The 21,014-nt window shown below is 36.3% G+C and carries 24 protein-coding genes; 16 read left to right on the top strand and 8 right to left on the bottom strand.

Annotated elements, in window-relative coordinates; all coding sequences use genetic code 11:
• Positions 1-6: 6 nt before the first annotated feature.
• From ICG50_RS07930 to ICG50_RS07945, 4 genes are all read left to right on the top strand, one after another.
• Entirely contained in the window at positions 7-954 is a 948-nt protein-coding gene (locus ICG50_RS07930; RefSeq protein WP_187660375.1) for an ATP-grasp domain-containing protein, read from the top strand.
• A gap of 30 nt (positions 955-984) precedes the next feature.
• Positions 985-2,094, top strand: a complete 1,110-nt coding sequence (locus ICG50_RS07935) for a carboxylate-amine ligase (protein ID WP_187660376.1) — start codon at positions 985-987, stop codon at positions 2,092-2,094.
• A gap of 99 nt (positions 2,095-2,193) precedes the next feature.
• Entirely contained in the window at positions 2,194-3,018 is an 825-nt protein-coding gene (locus tag ICG50_RS07940; RefSeq protein ID WP_187660377.1) for a type 1 glutamine amidotransferase, read from the top strand.
• 9 nt (positions 3,019-3,027) lie between these two features.
• Positions 3,028-4,218 carry a hypothetical protein gene (locus tag ICG50_RS07945; RefSeq protein ID WP_187660378.1) on the top strand — a complete coding sequence of 397 codons (1,191 nt, stop codon included), beginning with the start codon at positions 3,028-3,030 and terminating at the stop codon, positions 4,216-4,218.
• 54 nt (positions 4,219-4,272) lie between these two features.
• On the opposite strand, the gene ICG50_RS07950 is transcribed toward ICG50_RS07945, so the two are convergent.
• The 7 genes from ICG50_RS07950 to ICG50_RS07980 form a co-directional block, all read right to left on the bottom strand.
• Positions 4,273-4,818, bottom strand: coding sequence for a hypothetical protein (locus ICG50_RS07950; protein ID WP_187660379.1), 546 nt, complete (start codon positions 4,816-4,818; stop codon positions 4,273-4,275).
• Positions 4,819-4,864: 46 nt separating this feature from the next.
• On the bottom strand, positions 4,865-6,082 hold the full coding sequence (locus tag ICG50_RS07955) for an ATP-grasp domain-containing protein (protein WP_187660380.1): 1,218 nt from the start codon (positions 6,080-6,082) through the stop codon (positions 4,865-4,867).
• Between the two features lie 3 nt (positions 6,083-6,085).
• Complete coding sequence (locus tag ICG50_RS07960; protein ID WP_187660381.1) at positions 6,086-7,507, bottom strand: leucyl aminopeptidase family protein; 1,422 nt, start codon at positions 7,505-7,507, stop codon at positions 6,086-6,088.
• Position 7,508: 1 nt separating this feature from the next.
• Positions 7,509-8,651, bottom strand: coding sequence for an alpha/beta hydrolase (locus ICG50_RS07965; RefSeq protein WP_187660382.1), 1,143 nt, complete (start codon positions 8,649-8,651; stop codon positions 7,509-7,511).
• Positions 8,652-8,841: 190 nt separating this feature from the next.
• On the bottom strand, positions 8,842-9,339 hold the full coding sequence (locus tag ICG50_RS07970) for a DUF2231 domain-containing protein (protein WP_187660383.1): 498 nt from the start codon (positions 9,337-9,339) through the stop codon (positions 8,842-8,844).
• 75 nt (positions 9,340-9,414) lie between these two features.
• Complete coding sequence (locus ICG50_RS07975; RefSeq protein WP_187660384.1) at positions 9,415-10,797, bottom strand: sensor histidine kinase; 1,383 nt, start codon at positions 10,795-10,797, stop codon at positions 9,415-9,417.
• Between the two features lie 2 nt (positions 10,798-10,799).
• Positions 10,800-11,468: a response regulator transcription factor gene (locus ICG50_RS07980; protein ID WP_187660385.1), complete on the bottom strand. Its 669-nt coding sequence runs from the start codon at positions 11,466-11,468 to the stop codon at positions 10,800-10,802.
• Positions 11,469-11,892: 424 nt separating this feature from the next.
• Between ICG50_RS07980 and ICG50_RS07985 the strand changes: the two genes are divergently transcribed.
• The 7 genes from ICG50_RS07985 (at position 11,893) to ICG50_RS08015 (ending at position 16,483) form a co-directional block, all read left to right on the top strand.
• The gene (locus tag ICG50_RS07985) at positions 11,893-13,086 is read left to right on the top strand and encodes an alpha/beta hydrolase-fold protein (protein ID WP_187660386.1); all 1,194 of its coding nucleotides are present in this window, start codon (positions 11,893-11,895) and stop codon (positions 13,084-13,086) included.
• 155 nt (positions 13,087-13,241) lie between these two features.
• A complete protein-coding gene (locus tag ICG50_RS07990; RefSeq protein ID WP_187660387.1) occupies positions 13,242-13,661 on the top strand; it encodes a DUF3997 domain-containing protein in 420 nt (139 codons plus the stop codon).
• Between the two features lie 145 nt (positions 13,662-13,806).
• Positions 13,807-14,274 (top strand): hypothetical protein, encoded by a 468-nt coding sequence (locus ICG50_RS07995; RefSeq protein ID WP_187660388.1) that lies wholly within the window; start codon positions 13,807-13,809, stop codon positions 14,272-14,274.
• Positions 14,275-14,440: 166 nt separating this feature from the next.
• Positions 14,441-14,947 (top strand): VOC family protein, encoded by a 507-nt coding sequence (locus ICG50_RS08000; protein WP_187660389.1) that lies wholly within the window; start codon positions 14,441-14,443, stop codon positions 14,945-14,947.
• A 10-nt stretch (positions 14,948-14,957) separates the two neighbouring features.
• Entirely contained in the window at positions 14,958-15,440 is a 483-nt protein-coding gene (locus ICG50_RS08005) for a glycosyl-4,4'-diaponeurosporenoate acyltransferase CrtO family protein (protein WP_187660390.1), read from the top strand.
• Between the two features lie 38 nt (positions 15,441-15,478).
• Positions 15,479-15,937 carry a DUF4440 domain-containing protein gene (locus tag ICG50_RS08010; RefSeq protein WP_222940172.1) on the top strand — a complete coding sequence of 153 codons (459 nt, stop codon included), beginning with the start codon at positions 15,479-15,481 and terminating at the stop codon, positions 15,935-15,937.
• A 78-nt stretch (positions 15,938-16,015) separates the two neighbouring features.
• Positions 16,016-16,483 (top strand): hypothetical protein, encoded by a 468-nt coding sequence (locus ICG50_RS08015; RefSeq protein ID WP_187660391.1) that lies wholly within the window; start codon positions 16,016-16,018, stop codon positions 16,481-16,483.
• 52 nt (positions 16,484-16,535) lie between these two features.
• On the opposite strand, the gene ICG50_RS08020 is transcribed toward ICG50_RS08015, so the two are convergent.
• Positions 16,536-17,099, bottom strand: a complete 564-nt coding sequence (locus ICG50_RS08020; RefSeq protein ID WP_187660392.1) for a hypothetical protein — start codon at positions 17,097-17,099, stop codon at positions 16,536-16,538.
• Between the two features lie 450 nt (positions 17,100-17,549).
• Between ICG50_RS08020 and ICG50_RS08025 the strand changes: the two genes are divergently transcribed.
• From ICG50_RS08025 to ICG50_RS08045, 5 genes are all read left to right on the top strand, one after another.
• Positions 17,550-18,602 (top strand): type I restriction enzyme HsdR N-terminal domain-containing protein, encoded by a 1,053-nt coding sequence (locus tag ICG50_RS08025; protein WP_187660393.1) that lies wholly within the window; start codon positions 17,550-17,552, stop codon positions 18,600-18,602.
• A gap of 152 nt (positions 18,603-18,754) precedes the next feature.
• Positions 18,755-19,135, top strand: a complete 381-nt coding sequence (locus tag ICG50_RS08030; protein ID WP_187660394.1) for a hypothetical protein — start codon at positions 18,755-18,757, stop codon at positions 19,133-19,135.
• The gene (locus ICG50_RS08035) at positions 19,113-19,583 is read left to right on the top strand and encodes a helix-turn-helix domain-containing protein (RefSeq protein WP_187660395.1); all 471 of its coding nucleotides are present in this window, start codon (positions 19,113-19,115) and stop codon (positions 19,581-19,583) included. The genes ICG50_RS08030 and ICG50_RS08035 overlap by 23 nt, the downstream gene beginning before the upstream one ends.
• Positions 19,576-20,067, top strand: a complete 492-nt coding sequence (locus tag ICG50_RS08040; protein ID WP_187660396.1) for a protein-export chaperone SecB — start codon at positions 19,576-19,578, stop codon at positions 20,065-20,067. Before ICG50_RS08035 ends, ICG50_RS08040 begins: the two co-directional genes overlap by 8 nt.
• A gap of 143 nt (positions 20,068-20,210) precedes the next feature.
• A complete protein-coding gene (locus tag ICG50_RS08045) occupies positions 20,211-20,909 on the top strand; it encodes a DUF2971 domain-containing protein (protein ID WP_187660397.1) in 699 nt (232 codons plus the stop codon).
• Positions 20,910-21,014 lie beyond the last annotated feature (105 nt).

Below are 21,014 nucleotides of genomic sequence, written 5' to 3' on the forward strand. Positions count from 1 at the left end.
AGAGATATGAAAAAGATTGGTATTTTATTCGGAATGGAAGACACTTTCCCTTACGCATTTATCGAGAGAGTAAATTCAAAAAACGAGAAAGGCATCATCGCAGAAGCGGTTTCTATTGACAAAGTCGTGCAAAACAAAGGTGGTGAATATGCCGTAATTATCGACAGAATATCACAAGATGTTCCTTTTTATCGCGCCTATTTAAAAAATGCAGCATTAACAGGAACCAACGTAATCAATAATCCGTTTTGGTGGAGTGCCGATGATAAGTTCTTCAACAACTGTTTGGCTGATACTTTAGGCGTCCCGCTACCCAATACGGTAATTCTGCCTTCAGCTGAACATCCGACGGATACGACTTCTAAATCCTTCAGAAACCTGAAATACCCAATGGATTGGGAAGGAATTTTCGAATACATAGGTTTTCCGGCTTATATGAAACCTTACGCCGGCGGTGGTTGGAAAAACGTATATCGCCTTGAAAACAAAGAAGAATTTTGGCAAAAACACCAAGAAACCGGTCAGTTGGTTATGCTTTTACAAGAAGAAATTGTATTCGATGATTATTATCGCGTGTATTGTTTGGGTGGAAAAGCCGTTCGCATCATGCCATACGAACCAAGAAATCCACACCATTTAAGATATGTAGTAGAAAATCCGAATACCGATAAAAAATTAATGGCAACTATCAAAGATTATACACTTCGCCTTTGCAAAGGTTTGGGCTATGATTTCAATACCGTTGAATTTGCGGTTCGTGACGGCATTCCGTACGCCATCGACTTCGGAAATCCTGCTCCGGATGCTGAATATACTTCGGTTGGCGCCGAGAACTTCGAATGGGTTGTGGAAGAAGCGGCCAAAATGGCTATAGCTTTCGCTAAAAAACAAAAACCGGGCAAAGTTAACCTAACTTGGGGAGATTTCATTAAAAACGCTGCCGCAGAGAAATAATAGCTTTCCTTATAATTTAAAAGTGAAATAATGACGAAGAAATTACCTGTATTTACCCTAGGCGTAGAAGAAGAATACCAAATTATAGACCCACAAACCCGTGATTTACGCTCGCATTTGTCCAAAATTGTCGATGGTGCCAAAATCATTTTAAACGAACAGGTAAAAGCCGAAATGCACCAATCTGTGGTGGAAGTCGGAACCAATATTTGTAAAAATGTTAAAGAAGCTAAAAATGAAATCCGCTTTCTGAGAAGCAAAATTGTTGAATTGGCAGCCAAACAAAACTTAGTTGTAGGCGGCGCAGGAACACATCCTTTTTCACGTTGGCAAGACCAACCGATTACTGACGATCCAAGATACCATCATATTGTAAACGAATTGCAAGATGCGGCTCGATCCAATTTGATTTTTGGGATGCATTGTCATGTCGGAATTGAAAATCGTGAAATTGGTTTGCAATTGATGAATCAAGCGACTTATTTCTTGCCGCATATTTTTGCTTTGTCAACCAATTCACCTTTCTGGGAAGGTCGAAATACCGGTTATAAATCATTCAGAACTAAAGTATTCGATAAGTTTCCAAGAACCGGTTTGCCCGAATATTTCGATAGCGTTCAAGCCTATGATAACTACTTGGAAACGCTTGTTAAAACCAAATGCATCGACAATCCGAAGAAAATTTGGTGGGATTTGCGTTTGCATCCTTTTTACGATACCATTGAATTTCGCATCACCGATATGAGTTTGACCGTTGATGAAGCCATGTGTATTGTAGCCATAATCCAAGCGGTTGTGGCTAAGTTGTACAAATTGACGATGGCCAACACCAGTTTTAATATCTATAGAATCGCTTTGATTAAAGAAAATAAATTCCGTGCCGCACGTTACGGCGTTGAAGGCAATATGATTGATTTTGGTTTGCAACAAGAAGTCAATACCAAAAGCTTAATCCTTGAATTACTTGAGTTTATTGATGATGTGGTTGACGAATTGGGCAGTCGAGACGAAATCAATTATGTTCACACTATTCTAAATCATGGTACCGGTGCCGATAAACAATTAGCCGTTTTCAATCAAACAAAAGATTTAACGAAAGTAGTAGATATGATTACGTCAGAATTTACTAGAGGATTGTAATTTCAAGAGATTTGTTAATTGAATTGTTATTAACTGAACACTAATTACGGAACACTGACCACTATTTGTTTAAATTTGCATTACCAAATTGTAAAAAAAATGAGTCACCCCATTCGCATAGCGATTTTAGACATGTACAACGGAGAACCCAACCAAGGAATGCGTTGTATCATTGATATTATCAATAGATTTAACCAAATTGTTACGTTCCAAGTTTTTGATGTCAGAGGCAAATCTGAGTTTCCGGATATACAGAAATATGATATTTTTATTTCTACCGGCGGACCCGGAAATCCATTAGAAGGCGATGGTTGGGATTTGAAATGGTATGATTTTATTGATCAATTATGGAATTGGAATAAAGATCAAAAAGTAAAAAAACACATGTTATTCATCTGTCATTCGTTTCAAATGGCTTGTCATCACTTTGGTTTGGCAACGATTAATAAACGAAAAGCCACTTCGTTCGGTGTAATGACTATTCACAAAACCGAAGCCGGAACCAATGATCCCATTTTAGAAGGTTTGAACAATCCGTTTTATGCCATTGACAGTCGTGATTACCAAGTGGTTCAGCCTAAACTGAGTATTTTTAGCAAAAAAGGCGCGATGATTATCGCTTTAGAAAAAATAAGAACACATGTAGAATACGAACGCGCTATTATGGGCGTACGTTTTTCAGATGAGTTTGTTGGGTTGCAATTCCACCCCGAAGCGGATGCCTTGAGTTTTGTGGCGAATTTAAAAAACAAAGAAAGACGTGAACACATTATTGCCATGAAAGGCAAAACCAAGTTCCGGGATATGCTGGAAGACTTATTGGATGAAGACAAAATCTATAAAACCAACGAAACCATCATTCCGAATTTCTTGCGCATTGCCATTAATGATTTGATGAAACACAGAAAGTCGATATCCAATTAGATTTACAAAATGAATTCTAACTACCGCCAACTTTTCAACGACAACTTTACCTTGGCTAAATACCAAGCCATGCAAGACGACATCACTGCTGATTTCAATTATAAAGTGACGTTCCGAATTGGCGAAACTCCTTTTTTTATTTCGAATGCGTTAAAAGCACAGTTGTTAGAAGGTTGTCAGGAAGTTATTAATTTCATTCAAAAGGACGACTTCAAATCACTTACCGATAGGGCTTTAGAATTGAATCGAAAAGTCCCAAATGAAGACAATCACACCACGTTTTTAGCCATCGATTTTGGTATTTGTGAAGAAGATGGTGAGATTGTACCCAAGTTAATTGAAGTACAAGGTTTTCCTTCGCTTTTCAATTTTCAGAATCATTTGTCCCAAAAATTTGTCAACCACTACCCTTTTTTGGCTGAGTTAACGCCGTTTTTAAGTGGATTGAATTCGGAAAGTTATTTGAAATTAATAGAAGAAGTTATCTGCAATGACCTTCCAAAAGAAAACGTAATCCTTCTCGAAATCGAACCCGAAAAGCAAAACACCAAGATTGATTTCTATTATTGTCAAAGGGATTTAGGCATTCCGGTAGTTTGTGTTACTGAATTATATGAAAAAGGAAACCAACTTTTCTATAAAAATGAACAAGGAGAAGAAACCCAAGTGAAACGTATTTACAACCGCGTAATTTTCGACGAATTGGATTTGCGCACCGACTTACAGTTGAACTTCGACTTTTCCAAAGCATACGACGTTGAATGGGCCGGGCATCCGAATTGGTTTTTCAGAATCAGCAAATTCATTTTGCCTTATTTAAAAGGAAAATATTTTATTGAAACGACTTTGCTTTCCGACTTAAAAGAAATCCCAACAGATTTAGAAAACTATGTTTTGAAACCCTTGTTTTCGTTTTCAGGCAGTGGCGTGATTTTCCATGTAAAACGTGAAGACATCGAAGCTGTCAAAGAAAAAGATTTGTATATTTTGCAAAAGAAAGTCAACTACAAGCCCATCATTCAATCTCCGGATGGAAAAGTAAAAGCAGAAGTTCGTTTGCTTGCCGTTTGGAAAAAAGACGCGTCTTCTCCTACTCTAGTCACTAATTTAGTCAGACTAAGCCGCGGTGAAATGATTGGTGTAAAATTCAATAAAGACAAAGATTGGGTTGGCGGAACGGTTGGGATGTTTGAAATTTGATATTAAGAGGAGGACTGCCAGTGGCAGTCAGGTATACTAACTTTAGTTTGTTGTTTATAAATAAGCTTTTTTCACTTCCAAAAAAGTCTTAGAAGTAGTTACCAATTCCGTTACTATTTCGTTTCTCAAGGTTTCCAAATCTTCATAATTTAAATACTTTGCCCATTCTTCTTGAGTCAGGACTTCTTTGATGATTCTGATGGTTTTGGAAGTATCCTTGGCGTTTCTTAAAACTATTTTTTCCTTATTTTCAGCGGTGAGTTTGTGGTAAAAATTAACTTCCTTGGTTTCAAAATTGACTTTGACATAAAACAGCTTTGAAGTATCATCATTGGAATAAAAGTCTGTCCAACGAGCAAAAGCGACCGTTATGTTTTGGTTTTTAAATTCTGTTAAAGGAATCAACCGCCAATGACAATTTGCCACTCTTCCCCAATGATTGGAAATACGATACAAACCTTCTGGCGTAAAAATGTATTGACTTCCGGATTGGCTGGTATAATTGATTTTTAAATCTTTTATTTCAGCAAAAGGCACTTCTTTCCAAATACAAAATGTATGGGAGTGAAAATTGAGTTTGGTGTAGGTCTTGTTTGCCATATATTTTTACCGCAAATTACAATTCGTGAATTTGCGGTTGATTTTATTAATGCAATTTTTTTACAGCTTCCTGTTGCGCTGTAGTAGCAAAATCCCTAATCAAACGCTCAGCGTAATCATCTAGTAATTGTCTTACTCGTGCGTGTTTATCACTTTTTACTACCAATCCGGCGTGGTATTCTAAAGGTACTCGGAAACACACTTCTCCATCATTAAAACCGGATAAATCAGGATGTTCAAATTTGGATAAGGTCAGTACAATTCCGGCGTATTCTTTTTTGATGGTGGGTAATTTGTATTCTTTGCCTTTAACTAAGGCATCTTCAATTTTGGCCCATTCACTCCAAAGATTCACGCCACAAGCAGCTTCCACCATTTCGGCTAAATGCGCACCACCGACACGCGAAGCGGTTTCTAGAAAGTAGATTTTACCGTCATCATTGCATTTAATGAACTCCGTATGATTGGCACCATGTTGCATTCCAAAAGCTTTCATCACTTGCTCGTTTTGTTTTTTGATGGCTTTGTCATCTTTAGAATCATAAGGAATATTGGCACTTCGGAAAATACCACCACCTTGGGAGATTTCCATTGGCGTCGCCAAATATTGAGAAGTTATGGAAAACAAAGTTTTACCTTGCCAATTCAATCCATCACAATGATACACAGCGCCAGGTTTGAATTGTTCTACCAAATATTTAATGCGATTGTCTCCCAATCCGTGAATTTTTTCCCAAAGTTCATCTTTAGAATAGACTTTCATAATCCCCGAAGCCGAAGCTTCCGAACGCGGTTTTAAAACCCATGGCGGCGAAACGGTATCGGCAAACTCATTAATTTCGGTGTCATTAAATAACGGACTGAACGCCGGAATCGAAATACCCGCATCTTTAGCGCGCATTCTCATGGCCAACTTGTCTCGGAAATACCTACCGGTAGTTTGTCCCATTCCGGGCATGCGCAAGTTTTCACGCAAGTACGCCGCTTTTTCCACATCAAAATCATCTAAAGCTACGATGCCGTCAATCTTTCGTTCTCGCATCAAACCGGCCACTCCGGCCAACAATTCTTCCAAGTTCCAGTCCACATCCTGTCCGGGCATGAAATATATTTCGTCAATGTACTCAAACGCCCAAGGTTTGTCACGCAATTTCTCGGAAGTGATTAAATACACTTTATTGCCTTGTTTCTTCAAATTGATTAAGAAATCATTGCCTTTAAAGTAATTCGATATGCAAATGAAATTCTTGATTGGATTTTCCATACGCTATAGATTTTCAATAAATTTAGTAATTAAATGAACGCCATACCCAGTGGCATGTTTGGTCTTAGCAAATTCACTATCGCCAAAAGCCACACCGGCAATGTCTAAATGCGCCCACGATTTATGGTCTTCGGTAAAATACTCTAAAAACTTCGCTGCCGAAATCGCTCCGGCCACCGGTTTCCCTGAATAGTTTTTCACATCGGCAATTTCGCTGTCGATATCCGGTTTGTAAGCATCCCAAAGCGGTAATGGCCACAAACGTTCCCCAATGGCATCACCGGATTCTTGTAGTTTTTTGGATAACGCTTCATTATTGGTAAACAATCCGGCGCATTCGTAGCCTAAAGTACCCACGACGCTTCCGGTTAAAGTGGCTAAATCGATTACCGTTTCGGGTTTGTAGTTTTTGATTAAATACGACAATCCGTCCACCAAAATCAATCGGCCTTCCGCATCGGTATCAATAATTTCAATCGAATGTCCGGCATAACTTTGGATGACATCGCTTGGCATAAAAGAATGCGCATCGACTGAATTCTCACAAGCAGGCACAATCGCCGTAACGCGATATGGCAATTGTAAATCGGCCACCAATTGCATGGCACCCAAAACCGCAGCAGCTCCGGCCATATCGCATTTCATTTGCACCATTCCGGTTGTTTTGATGTTTAAGCCGCCGGTGTCGAATGTGATGCCTTTGCCTACCAAACCGATGTGCTTTTGGGCATTTTCGGGTTTGTATTCCATGATGATGAATTGCGGTTCATTGGCACTGCCTTTTCCAACCGATAGGAAAGAATGCAACCCAATTTCTGTCGCTTTTGCTTTGCCGAAAACGGTTACTTCAAAACCATACTTCTTTCCGGCATCCATAGCCCAATCGGCTAAGTATTTCGGATTGACCTTGTTTGGTGGTAAATCGACCAGATTGAAAGTTTCCAGTTGGGCATTGGCGATTTTGATTCCCTTGACAATCGCTTCTTGAACCTCGTTTTTTGCTATATATTGCAACTCGAACTGCTCTTCTGCTAACGGATGGGTTTCGCTTTTTTTGTAATGGCCTAAATTATAAGTGCCTAAAATCAATCCGGAAACGGAGGCTTCCACCTCATTGGCATTGAATTGATCGGGAATTACCAACGCTACATTAGTTCCAAAAACCTCTTTTTGCTTGGAAGCTATACGCCTGAATATCGTTTTTAGGGATTTATAATCGATTTCTTTTCCCAAGCCAATAAAGACATGAGTACAATCGTATTTTTCGACCAAATAATGGGTGTCTTTCTTTCCGTAAAATACTTTGGAGGAAACTGTTACACCATGGTATTCTATCGGTACTATACTTTTAGCATTGGTTTCGTACACCGGAATTAAAATAGTTCCGATAAAAGCGTCAAGGGTTTTTATTTGTTTTGTTTTCATATTATTCTTCTTTAGTACTGAAATAAAGCCATTCAATCGCTTTGGGAAATTCGTCACTCCAGTATCTTTCGTTGTGTTTGCCTTCCATATTAAGGCTCAAACGCACCTTCATTTTATCGGCGAACCCTTCTTTTTTTAGTAATCGTTTTTTAAAGTTTTTTACGTGGTCAATCATGGTCGCACTTTCATCGCCTCCGGCATAAAGATAAATTCGGGTGTCTTGCGGTTCATCCATGTCTAAGAAAGACAACTTGATTTTAGGCACTACCCAAAGCGATGGCGAGAATATCATCAACTTCCCAAAGATTTCCGGATACATAATCCCCGAAAAAATACTGACCAAGCCGCCCATAGAACTGCCGCCAATTCCGGTGTGCTCTCGTTCAGGTTTGGTTCTGAAATTAGCATCCACAAAAGGCTTTAAAGTTTCGGTTACGAAGCGAATGTACTTTTTACCTTCGCCGCTACCCAGAACAGTATTGCCAACATTGTATTCTTTGATTCTTTCTTTTTCCGCATGTTCAACCGCTATGATAATGATTTTGCCAATTTTGTATTCGGCCATGACGGCTAGTTTTTTATCGATTTCCCAGTTGCCGTATTTGGCTTTTTCGTTGAATAGATTTTGTGCGTCTTGCAAATACAACACCGGATAAGTCTCGGAAGTATTTTTATAATCATGAGGCAACAACGCCCAAACTCTGCGGGTTTTATTCAATTGCGGAATTTCGAATTCTTCGGAGATTAAATGGACTTCCGGTAAGAACTTGGATTTGAAGGGCAGCCAGTTGTGACGCCATTTGGCCACGTGTTCTTTGCGAACGCCGTTGTGTTGTTTGCAACTTCTGTTTTCGGTACGATTGCCAAATTTATCAATCTCTACTTCGCTCCAATCGCCTCGGGTAAATTTGTATAAAAGTTCGTCGGGATAAGTGAAATTGTGGTCAAATTTGTAATGGTACAAACCTTGTCCAACACGCTCCATTTCGAATTGTTTGTCTTGGGTTTCCCAGTTATTGAAATTTCCGGAAATGTAAACCGGTCTTTCGTCGTCTTCGTCGGTGGTTAAAATAATATTGAGTTGGGGTTCAATAATTTTCTTTGGATTTAAATCTTCCGCGACATTTTCTTCAGGGCTGCGCATGCTTAGTATTCGTTTTACTTAAAACGTAAATATACTTTATTGCCTAATGATAACAAAGTATTTCTGAAAAATTAGCAGATAATCGGTATAGCGTAATTTTTATTGAAATATCTTAATTTATAGGCTTATATAATAAAAAAACCTAACCAAATTAACGGTTAGGTTCTTATAAACTATGATTAAATTTAGGCTATTCTATTTCGATTTCCATTTCATTTTGCGGCTCAGCGATTTCTGAACTTACGGCATTTTCTCTAATCTCTGTATGGCGAACTTCTCCGCCTGAAGTACCTACTTCTTTGGCTAAAACTACGGTAACAACAGCAAGCAATAAAGTAATCCAAGAAAATAAATTGGCTTTAGCATGTTTTTTGGCAGTAGCTATCAAAGACAATAAGGCAAATGCACCTGTTACATAAAGCACCAAAACAAATTTTTCGGCCAGTTCTTCGTGTTCGTGAATGATTTCTTTGCCTACACTTGGCATGTCTTCTACTAACTCTTCAGCGCCTTCTCCTGTTGACATTGAAGCAAAGCCAAAGACTGCAGCGATAATCAGTAGTACATAGGCTGTATTTTTTACCGCATTGTTTTTCATTACGATACCGGCAATTAAAATGCCTAATCCAAATATCGTCCCGATAATTGGAAAATGGTTGACTACCATGTGTAAGTGAGCGTCATTCATAATTTGTTGTGTTTTAATTGATTCAAATATAGGATTTATTTTAAGAGTCAGACATGATAATTATCAAGTCCTAAATCATTTTGGAAAGCGTAAAATAACTTTGGTTCCTTTGTGCTCTTCGCTTTCAATTTGCAAATCAATTTGCAGTAAAAGCGATAATCGTTTTACAATAGACAATCCCAAACCGGTTCCTTTAATTTCGGGATGGTCATTGGATTTGGAGCGGTAGAATTGGTCAAATATCTTTTGTAAATCTTCTTCGGCTATGCCAATTCCGTGATCAGAAACCGAACAAATCAATTCATTTTCGGTTTCAATAATGTCAAAATTGATGGTATCGCTGGGTTTAGAATACTTGACCGCATTGGTTAAAATATTATTCACAATGATGTTAAGCAAATAGGCATCTGTAGTTACATAATAATCTTTAGAGAACTTGGCAATGCACTTGATTTTCTTGTCGCTTATAATGGTGGTATTCCTTGAAATAACATCTAAAAACAGCGCGTTTAAGGAAACCTTTTCCAACTTTAAGGTTTGCTTTTGGTTTTCAAAACGGGCCAACAAAAGCAACTCGTCTACCAAGTGGTTCAATCGGTTTACTTCGTTGATACAGAAATCTATTTTTTCTTTATATTCCTCAGGATTACGGGGTTTACGAATCAGCACTTCTAAAGTCCCTTTAATTACCGCTAAAGGCGTTCTAAGTTCGTGCGAGGCATCGGAAGTGAATTGTTTTTCGCGTTCAATGGCGTTCTCTACCCTATCTAATAAATTATTGATGGTATGAGACAAAGTAAACAACTCGTCTCTGTTTTGTGGTAAAGGAATCCTCGATTTCAAGTTGTCTTTGGTAATCACATTCGAAGTTTGGATGATAGTGCTTATCGGTTTGATGCTTCTGCCGGCTATGAATCGGGCGATTAGGAACAGCACTAACAATATCATCGGATACGCGATGAGCATCACGGTAAATAGGTTGTTCAATACCATGATGGAATCTTCTAACGACATGGCCACAATCATATAACCAATGATCTTAGTGCCTTGGTATAACGGCACTTGAATTTGTCTGACTGAAATGTTTTCTAACTTGGTGTCAAACAGTTCATTCACCGGTGCATTGGCTTTGTAGGTCAGTTGTTTTTGTTTTAAGTTGGGCGACTTTTCCACCATCGCGCCTAATTCATCTACGAACTGGATGAAGGCCGGACTGACTTCTACTTTGTTAAACTGACTCGTCTTCCACTCTTCTTCTTCAATTAGTAAGACGCAGTTTTCTATGACTTCAATTTCTTTTAGGTGTTCGGCTACTTCTGTTTTGATTTCGTTGTTCACCCTAACATAGACACTAAATCGCACTATAGAATAGATAGCAAAAAAGACCACCAAAATTAACAAGGCAGTCGTGATGATGTAATTGGAAGCGATTCTGTTTTTAAAAGAAAACTGTTGCATTTTTATTCGTCATTAGCGATATATCCTACGCCACGTATGGTTTTGATGTAATCTTCCTCCACTTTAAGATTTAGTTTTTTACGGATGGCGTTCATAAACACATCTATAACTCCGGTGTCGTATTCAAAATGAATGTCCCAAACGTCTTGAATGATTTGGGTTCTGGAACAAACGGTTCCTTTGTTTTTAACCAAGTAATGGAGTAAATCGAATTCCTTTTGCGTAAGCGAAACCTCCTTTTTGTTAACCGTAACTTGGTGTTTTTGCAAATTGATTTCTACCGGCCCGAGGGTTAAGATCTCATTCTCGGGTTGGTCCCGCAATTGTACTTTAATCCGCTCAACCAATTCGTCAAAGCTAAAAGGTTTTTTGATGTAATCATTGGCGCCGCTTTTTAGTCCTTCTACGGTTTCTTGCACGGTGTCTTTGGCGGTTAGGAAAATGATAGGCACTTTGGTGTTTTGGCCTCTGATGGCTTTACATACTTCTACGCCGGTCATTTTGGGTAGCATCCAATCGAGTAACACCAAGTCGAACTTTTCGGTTTGAAAAAGCTCCAGTCCTGATTTGCCATTGTTGGCTGCCGAAATTTGGTAGCCTTCTTCTTCCAGCCCTTGTGTGAGGAACTGAACGATACCGACTTCGTCTTCTACTAGTAAAATGTGCTTCATAGCGGCTTTGATTTGCTGTGCTAATGTACTACATTTTATGTTTTGGCGGTAGTGAGGGTTTTGTTTTTAAGGGAAAATTAATTTGGGAGAGGTTGGGTTATTAGGGATAAGGGATAAGGGATAAGGGATAAGTTTATAACTGACCACTATTTAATATCAAAAGTTTTACTAAACAAGAGTATGTTTTTCAAAACTGAAAAGTATGCACAATGGGTTGTAATGACTATCGGGGTTTTCTTTCCCCTTATCCCTTATCCCTCATCCCTTTTTCATAAGAATTTTATGTTAATAACTTAAGGTGAAATCCCTATTGATGGGGATTGTTTGGTAGTAGGAAATTGGTTAAATTTGGAAACACCGCTGATAGTGTTTATACTTATCGGTTAGTTATATGCCATTAGAACACTCACCTAAAAATTACTATATGAAATCTTTACACTTTTTCTTTATTTTTATTGCTTTTGCATTTTGTTCTAATGCACAAACAGATGCTAAAATTGTGATTGGTACTATTGATAGCATTCAATCCAAAATCCTGAATGAGAAAAGAAAGTTTAGGATATATGTGCCTGCCGCTTCTAGTGTGACTGCTTCTGGTAAGCAACGCTATCCTATTATATATTCTATAGACGGTGATGAAAACTATTTCACCATGTTGACAGCGACAGTTCGCTTTTTGAGTACTATATACGATCCTGTTATTCCTGAACACATTGTTGTAAACATTATGGATACTGATAGAACAAGGGATTGTACACCTACGCATAGGGCGTATGACCCCAATTATGCAACTTCTGGAGGTAGTGAAAATTTTATTTCATTTATAGAGAAAGAATTAATCCCTTATATAGATGCCAAATACCCAACAACAACCAACAGAACAATTACTGGAGGTTCGCTGGCCGGACTTATAAGTATGCAAGTTTTTTTGCATCATAATCAATTGTTTAATTCCTATATACCTTCTGACCCTAGTTTTTGGTGGGACGATGATTTGACAGTAAAGCAAGCTGAAAAAATATTGGCCAATACGAAATACAAAGGAACTTCTTTATTTATAGGCATTGCTAATAACATTCCAACAGGATGGGATATCAATACAGTTGAGAAAGATACCTCTGAAGCTTCTGGGCACATTCGCACTATTCTGAAAATGAAAAAACTATTGGAAAAAAATAAAGACAATGGTCTGAACTTTCAATCTAACTATTACAATAACGAAACGCATGCCTCTATAGGTCTTATGACAGCATATGATGCTTTGCGTTTTATTTATAAAGACTATGCTATAACCGAGAAAGACATAACTGATACTACTGTAAATTTGTTGGATAAATTGAAAACAAATTATGCATACTACAGCACAGAACCTGCTGAAACGAAAGTAAATGATGTTGGTTATTGGGCTTTGTATCTAAAACAATTTAAAAAAGTAGCAGAGCTTTTCAACTATAATCTTGACAAACATCCCAAAAGCTATAAAGTGTATGTTGCCCTGGGAGATTATTATGCCGCTATTGATGACAAACCCAATGCTATCATTAATTACAAAAAGTCATTGGCTATTGAAGAAAATGCGGATATAAGAAAGAGACTGGAAAAGGTTGAAGGAAAATAAAACGGCATACAACAGCCGTTTGTGATTATGATTGATTTTGCGTTTATCCCGAAACACCTGTGCAAAAAGGAAATTATAGATGTAATCATCAGTAATAAATCATCGCAACAGTCGCGAAGCCGTTGCACGTTGTAGGCAATGCTAAAACACACGTTATGAAAAAGACAAATTTATTTTTGACAATCATATTTGCATTTTTAAATTATAGTTGTGCTTGGTTTGAGGAAAGTGAGCATCAAAAAATTATTGGTGATTATGAAGTTGGCTGGAATGATTTAGAATCAAACAGGTCTATTCATAAACTCATAAAAAATTGCGACGGTTGTTCCGAAGTAATTATAGAGAATTATGTATATGCTGTTGGTCACAATGAAAAGTATATTATAGCTAAACAAATTCAAAATTTCAACGGAGAAACACGATACTTCATAATTGACATTAAAAAAAACAAGATCAGTAGCCAAAAAGGAATTTTTGGTCCATTAAGCGAAACCGAATTTGAAAAAACTAGGAAAGAATTACAAATAGAAAGTTTAAAATTTGATTTAAATTTTAGTCAGAAACCGAAAAGCTAAGTACTGTCTACAACAGCCGTTTCTCTCTATAGCCGGTTTTTCTTAACTCCTACTCTATTTTCAGAAATAAACTTTATCTTAGCTTAGCTATAGACTGATAGCGGTGGAACGTCAGAGGTCATTGTAACACAATTTTTTCTTTATTATGAAATCATTTGTTTTTTCGATTTTACTATTTCTTTCTTTAACCGCTTGTACTTCGAGTATTTCAGCAAAAAACTCACGAGAAAAGCTTTTGAAGTATAGAAAAGAAGGCTACTCGGTGCGACTTAATGATAGTGTAATACGAATTGATCAGCTCATATTGGACGAGAATAAAATGGAGGAAATTTTAGTTGACAAGTTTGACAAGATTGTAACAATAAAATATAGTGAAAGCTTAAATGTTGTCCCGGCATACTGGACTGTAAAAAGCAATGAAAAAGACAAATTACTAATCATTGACGGTGTGCCAATTAGACACGAGGAACTTGACTCACTAAAAATAGAAATGTCTGCCTTTAACAGTATTCAAGTAAAAAACGAAACGATAAACCATTTTGGCCGACAATTCAAAAAAGTAATACGAGTAAATACTAAAACAACGACCGCCAACAGCCGTTTCGCGCATTAACGTGTTTTGTTTTTCTTAGCCGGAAATACTAAGTTGAAATTTTGCTTATCTTTAGAAAACAAATTATTTAAATAGTCACCACTACTTCGCCAAGCGGCGGCACGTTAGTGGTAATGCTTTTGCAGAATTAAGAATCTAACGCAATTTTAAATCAAAATATAAACCAATGATAAAGTCTTTTCTTCTTTTATCCTTTTTTTTTATCACATCCTTTGCGAGTGCACAAAAAAGTACTGTCCGGTATAACCATACTTTATTGGATGTACAGAATTTGGAAATAAGTGTTGCTTTTTACACCCAAGTCTTTCAAGCAGACACTATACCGTATCCCTTTCCTCCAAGCCCTCTATACGATGTAAAATGGTTGAAATTTGGTGATGGTACTGAACTCCATTTATCACAATGGCTCAATGTCACCACTAAAGTTACCAATGACGTACCTTCGACACCAAAATATGTAGGTTTTGTACACCTAGGCTTTATAGTAATTTCTATGGATGATTTTCTAAAAAGGCTTATGGAAGTGAGCAGCGATTACAAATCAGGCAAATACAAGCATCCAATTATTGACAAAATGCCCAACGGTGCGAAAACTATAGAGATTAAAGACCCTGATGGAAACGAAATACACGTAATAGAAGCAATTCCTGCAAGCAATAGCCCGAACCGCTAAAAGTATTATAATGAAACACTTACTATTAGGCCTTACCTTTGGAATATCCCTATCCTTTATATCTTGGATGGTTGGCATGATCCTCAACAGTATACTGATGAAAACGGCCTACTATGACAAGCTATCCAACTTGAATTTTATTAGCCACAAAACCTTCAATAAAAAAATGGGGATGAAACTCTTTAAGTGGATGGTTAAAAACACTTTTTTCAAATTCTTTAACCAAAAACTTAAGGTGGAAAAGCCAAATGATGATTTGACCGTACTACGAAATGAAATGACCTTTTCTGAAATAAGTCATTTGATCGGATTTGTTTTCGTGTCCATTTTCGCCGTTTATAAAAGTTTTAGTGTGGGAATTCTATTTGGACTCTCAATGATGATTCCCAATATTGTACTGAACCTGTACCCTACTTTATTGCAACAAGAAAACAAGAGGCGTATTGACAGTATACTAATAAGAAAAAACGGGAGCCAAGAGCGGCAACCGTAAACGCTTACAAATAATCGCAGTAATTTTAAAGAGAAAACATGAAAAAATTCAATACCATAATTTTAATAATAGGTTTCACCACGTTATCCTTTGGTCAAAACGCCATCAAAACCGAAAAAGAACAGCTCAAAGAATTAATTAGTAATTCTTTTGACGCTATATGGTCGGAATTGAATGCTAAAAACATTGATCAATATTACACCAAGGATTTTCTGCTTTTGGAAAATGGCGAAGTGTGGAATAATGACTCTATTGCCAAGTATTTAAACAAAGCGGTTCTTAAAAAACCAATGCCTACCCGAGTGAACTCGATTGAAATTATTGATGTTAAAGTCTTAAACGGAATGGCTTGGATTGCCTATAAAAACCATGCGGTATTTACGGTTGACCATAAAATCATCAGAAAAGCGTATTGGCTGGAAAGTGCGACCGCCATTTTAACAGAAAACGGCTGGAAACTGCAAATGCTTCATTCCACGAGAGTAAAAAATGAATAATAACCAGGTTGTTACAATCCTTTCACGATTTTTCTAACTATCTTTAGGATCTAACTATCACCAAAAAACCACCTAGCCATGAAACACTTAAAACGGTTCTCTTTGATCGCAGTACTTTTCCTGTTGTTGAGTTGCAGTTCAGACGACACTAGCAACCAACCCACTTCCATTACCATTGGAAACTATATTTTGCACTTTGAATCGAAATTTGTGTTGGAAGAGTTAGCGGGTACCGACTCATATGTGGGCTCTATCACCGGGTCCGGAATCACACTTTATTTTGATTATGGCTATTACACTGTCCCATTGACTAATTTGCCTTCGGATACTTATGTGGTTACCGAGGATGAACTAAACGGTCACTACAGACAAATAGTGCAAGCCATCCACCCGGAAACGAATCCTACCCAAATTCATTTATACAATATAAGTGAGGCGGGAACCTTACCCCTCTATAATTCACTTACTGTATACACCAACAACCTAAGCGCAGCCCAACAAGCCTTGGTTATGGAGGTATTCAACACTATAGAAATCACGGAATAACTGACCACTGACTATAACCGCAAAACCGACTAAAATTCCCTGCTCGTAGTGGTTAAACCTGTGATGCATTATTCTTATTGCCGTTAGCGCCAATTTCATACTGTTTCCGTTCCAACAGCCTTTTTTCATAGACTAATAAATCGACCTGCAGTTCCAAAGCCAACACCTCTGCCTTGCCTTGTTTTTCGAGCGAAGCTTTCACTCTTTTCTCCAAAAGATGCAATACATCCGGAGACACTTCGGGCAGTTCTGCGGCGTGTTCCCTTAGGAAATACAGGAGCTTCGTGGCATTTTCGTTATAGGCATAGTTGGCCTGTGCCTTGTGTAGTTTCCGGCTCAGCCGCTCATACTGGTATTCGTTTTCCTTTATCAGTTTCTGAAGTTTTACGGCCTCCAGTGCCTGTTGTTCTTCCAGCGCTTCGGGCAGGTCAGCCTTAGCTTCGGGCGATTGGATGTATTGGAGCATAGCGCCCAACACTACGTTAGAACGGTGTGGGATATGACCGTTGCCCAACTCAAAACGGGAAACCGAATTGCGATGAAGCTTTAAAAGTTGGGCCATTTCGTCCTGGGTAAACCCCAGCAAGGCCTTTATTTCTTGAAATTTTCTCTTCATAGATCATTGATTACTACCCTATTTGCCAAGCCATAAAAGGGTAAGTGCATAGTAACTAAAACGTAAAAACAAGGGAATTTATTGTGCATTTTTGTCGCCTCCGAAAAGTATGCTACATTTTGTGGTGCATTTTTATCGCTATTGAAAAGTATGCTACATTTTATGGTGCATTTTTGTCGCTACTGAAAAGTATGCACAATGGGTTGCGGGTTGCAGGTTCCGAGTTATGAATAGCCCCTTGATTATATTCTAACGATGTGGAAAACCGTAAAGACAGAACACAATTGAGAAGTATATTTACCCTCAAACCAACCCAAAACAAGCTAATCGTAAGAAATTTATGTTGATAACTTAAAGTAAAATCCCTATTGATGGGGATTGATTGGTGGTGGGGAATTGGTTAAATTTGAGAAGTAACAATAATATCATATATCTAAAACAACTATAAACATGGCATTAGACTCAAAGAAGCTCAAACAGATAACTAATAACCTAAAAAAATGTTTAGATAATTGGGATTATAAAAAAGCAATAAGTGCCAGTAAAGACGAAACTCAAACGCGAGATAATTTAATCCATACTTTTTTAAACATTCTAAACTATAAAAAGATAGACCATTACACCCATGAGTATTATGCCGACATGGCCGATAAAAAGAATCGTCGTGTTGACATAGCGATTACTTTAGGAAAAAAAGACCCTGTAATGTTAGTGGAATGCAAAAGCGTAACGGTAAATTTAAATGACAATCACTTCCGACAGTTAAACGAATATTGTCTTTATACCCCATCTGCAAAAATTGGTATTGTCACTAATGGTATCATTTATAACTTTCACGCGGTTGATACCAAACAAAAGAAAGGATTGAATCCAAAACCATTCTTTGTGTTTAATCTACTTAACTATGAAACCGCAGATATTGAAAAATTGGCGTTGTTTAATCATCAAAATCTTGAAATAAAAGACATCCTTGCTGAAGCTGAAGATATTTATTTCTTGGACGAATTTGACAATGCCCTTTATCAAACTCTTGCTATTCCAACCGATGATTTGGCAAAACTCATTTATAAAAATATGGGAGGACAACGTTCTTCTGACAAAATATTATTCCAAATCAAGCAATTGGTTAATTCTGTTTCAATTAAAACTGCTTTAGAAAAAGTAATTAAAAAGGAAATAGCTGATTCAAACTCGGGCATAATAACTACTGATGAGGAAATTAAAGCCTATAATGTGGTTAAAACCATATTGGCAATGTCTTCTAAAATCAAAGAGCCTCAACTAGCCAGAATTAGTTATCGCGATATGAAAAACAAGTTTGCCATTATAGTGGATGAAAACCAAACTAAAAACATTTGCTCCTTTGTATTCAAAGAGAAAGTAAAAACATTAGAAATCAATGGGTATCGCTTTGATTTGGAAGAAGTAACAGTTGCCTCTATCACAAAACTTAAAAAAGAACTTTTAGATTCTGCTTTAAATAATTTAGGGTTGAATCCGTGATTATTTTAGGAGAGTAATAGTAATAAATCGTCGCAGCTGATGCAATCTTCTGCATGTTAGTGTAATTATTTTTTAGATATAATTGGAAAATTAAAGTAAAGTTAAATTCTGACGAAAAAATTTTGATATTATAACTTATAGGTTATATTTGTATGAGAAAAGCAGTAGTTTTAATGAAAGGCAAGAAATATAATTTGTGCTGTGATGTAGAATTCCTAGAGGAATTCACCCAGTACGTTCTATTAGATACTCGTCATACAAATGAAATAAAGCAAATTTTTCAGCAAATTTGTGAAGGCTTAAAAAGCAGGAAATATGGAGATGAACCATATTCGACTAAAGCTTTAAAACCTTTTTTGAATAATGATAATGATAGAATAATTTGCCATGTCAAGAAAATGAAAAACGAAAAACAGCATATAATTATGTCTGAATTATTTTTGCATAAAAAAACAGATGGTATTGATAAGAGGTTAAACGTGAGATATAAAACAGTTTCAGAATATGAATATGAAATTATTAGACCAAATTAGAAATCAATTAAACGAAAATAGAGTTGACATTGTTTTTGAATCACAAATGGTTCAAAGTAGAATTGTTAGTACATTTTTGGAAGTGATTGAAAACAATAAAGTAACTCAAAAAGAGCTAGAAGAAAGAACAGGTCTTTCACAACCTTTTTTGAGTGCTATTTTTAACAATAGAAAAAAACTCAATGTTGAACATATTGCAAAATTGCAAAATGCTCTAAATATTATTCTGCAACCACCGAAATATTTAACTACTGAGGAACATTACAACACATATTATCAAGATGATGAATATGTAGGACTAATTGAAAGAAATTTTATAATTTCTAAAGAAGTTTGCGAATTTAAATTTGAAAGACTTGTTTTAGATAATAATAGACATTCTCGAAAAAATTTTTTACACACTAAACGTATTAAATTAACAAGAAAAGAAAGTTATGAATATGCATAAATTATTTGAAAATAAAATTTTTAATACTGACATTAGTATTGAAAGTCAGTATGTAAAATTGATTCAATTTTTTACTCCACTTGGGCAAGATTTTGATTTCAATTCGGAAAATCTAAAACTTGATTATTCTTACAATATATTAAACAACAAAAAGGACAAATGCAATTATATTGTTATTTTAGAATTTAGTTTAATTGAAACAAATCCAGATGATGAAAGTCAGAATTGTATGTTAAATATTGTTGTTGAAGGGATTTACCAATTAAATCCAGACATCAAAGAAGATTCGGATATTGAGTCTGCAAAACATTTTGGAAGTTTAAATTTACTTGTAAACTATTTGAGAACTGTAATTTTTAATATCACTTCATTAACTGCAAATGGAGGTGTATATCTTCCATTGATAAATATAAGAGAACTCCATGTCAAAAATATGAATGAAGAAAAACCGAAGCGACCAAAAAATGTAAATAAAAAAAAATAACTACCGCTATCAGCAGTTTGACTTAATAGCTTGTTAATCTTTCTTGGAAAATACTCTGAACTTCAGCATTTCTTATTATATTTTTCTTTAACCTACCGCTACTACGCCAAGCCGCGACGTTATCAGCAATTTTTAAACAAATTATGAAATTCTATCGTTTTCAATCAATAAATAAGTTAACTCTACAAAACTTAACTAACCAAAATAATTGGGTTGCTGATCCTTTTGAATTTAATGACCCTTTTGAGTTTAGTCTTTACGATAGTGTACTTATTGACGAAAATGGTGATTTTAGAAATTTGAATCATATTGAAAAGGCCAATGTAATGAAGTTTAAAGATTCTATAAATGAATATGGAGTAGTTTGCTATTCATCAGATAGTACTAATAATCTGCTTTGGGCACATTATGCAGATAATCATAAAGGAATGTGTTTGGTTTTTGATGTTCCAAAAGAAAAAGAAGATGGAATATATAAAGTTAAATATCAGGAACGATTTCCAGAAATTAATTTGACTGATGATGCAAACTCACATGAAGAAATAAAAACAATTGTTACTACTAAATCTATTGAATGGAAATATGAAAATGAATATCGTCAAATATTCATAATGAAAAATATGCTTTACGAATATCCCGGTATTCTTGTTGAAATAATTTTTGGCTGTAGAACTCCATATGAGGATATTAAAATGGTAACGAACATTGCAGTAAGTAAAAATCCAAGTATTAAAATTTCAAAAATGCATATGGATAAAACAACATATAGCTTAGGAAAAGTTACAATTGGAAATAATACTGTAATTCCTGAGTTTTGGCGAATAAATGGATTACGCATTTGATGATAATAACAACTTCGTGGCTTGGTTTGTCCACCAGATTTTCTCCAAAAATTCAAAAAGGAATTTATATATTGAAATCGACGTTGATTAATCTTTGCAATTGTT

It is taken from the genome of Flavobacterium buctense (assembly GCF_014486695.1).
Taxonomy (GTDB): Bacteria; Bacteroidota; Bacteroidia; order Flavobacteriales; family Flavobacteriaceae; genus Flavobacterium; species Flavobacterium buctense.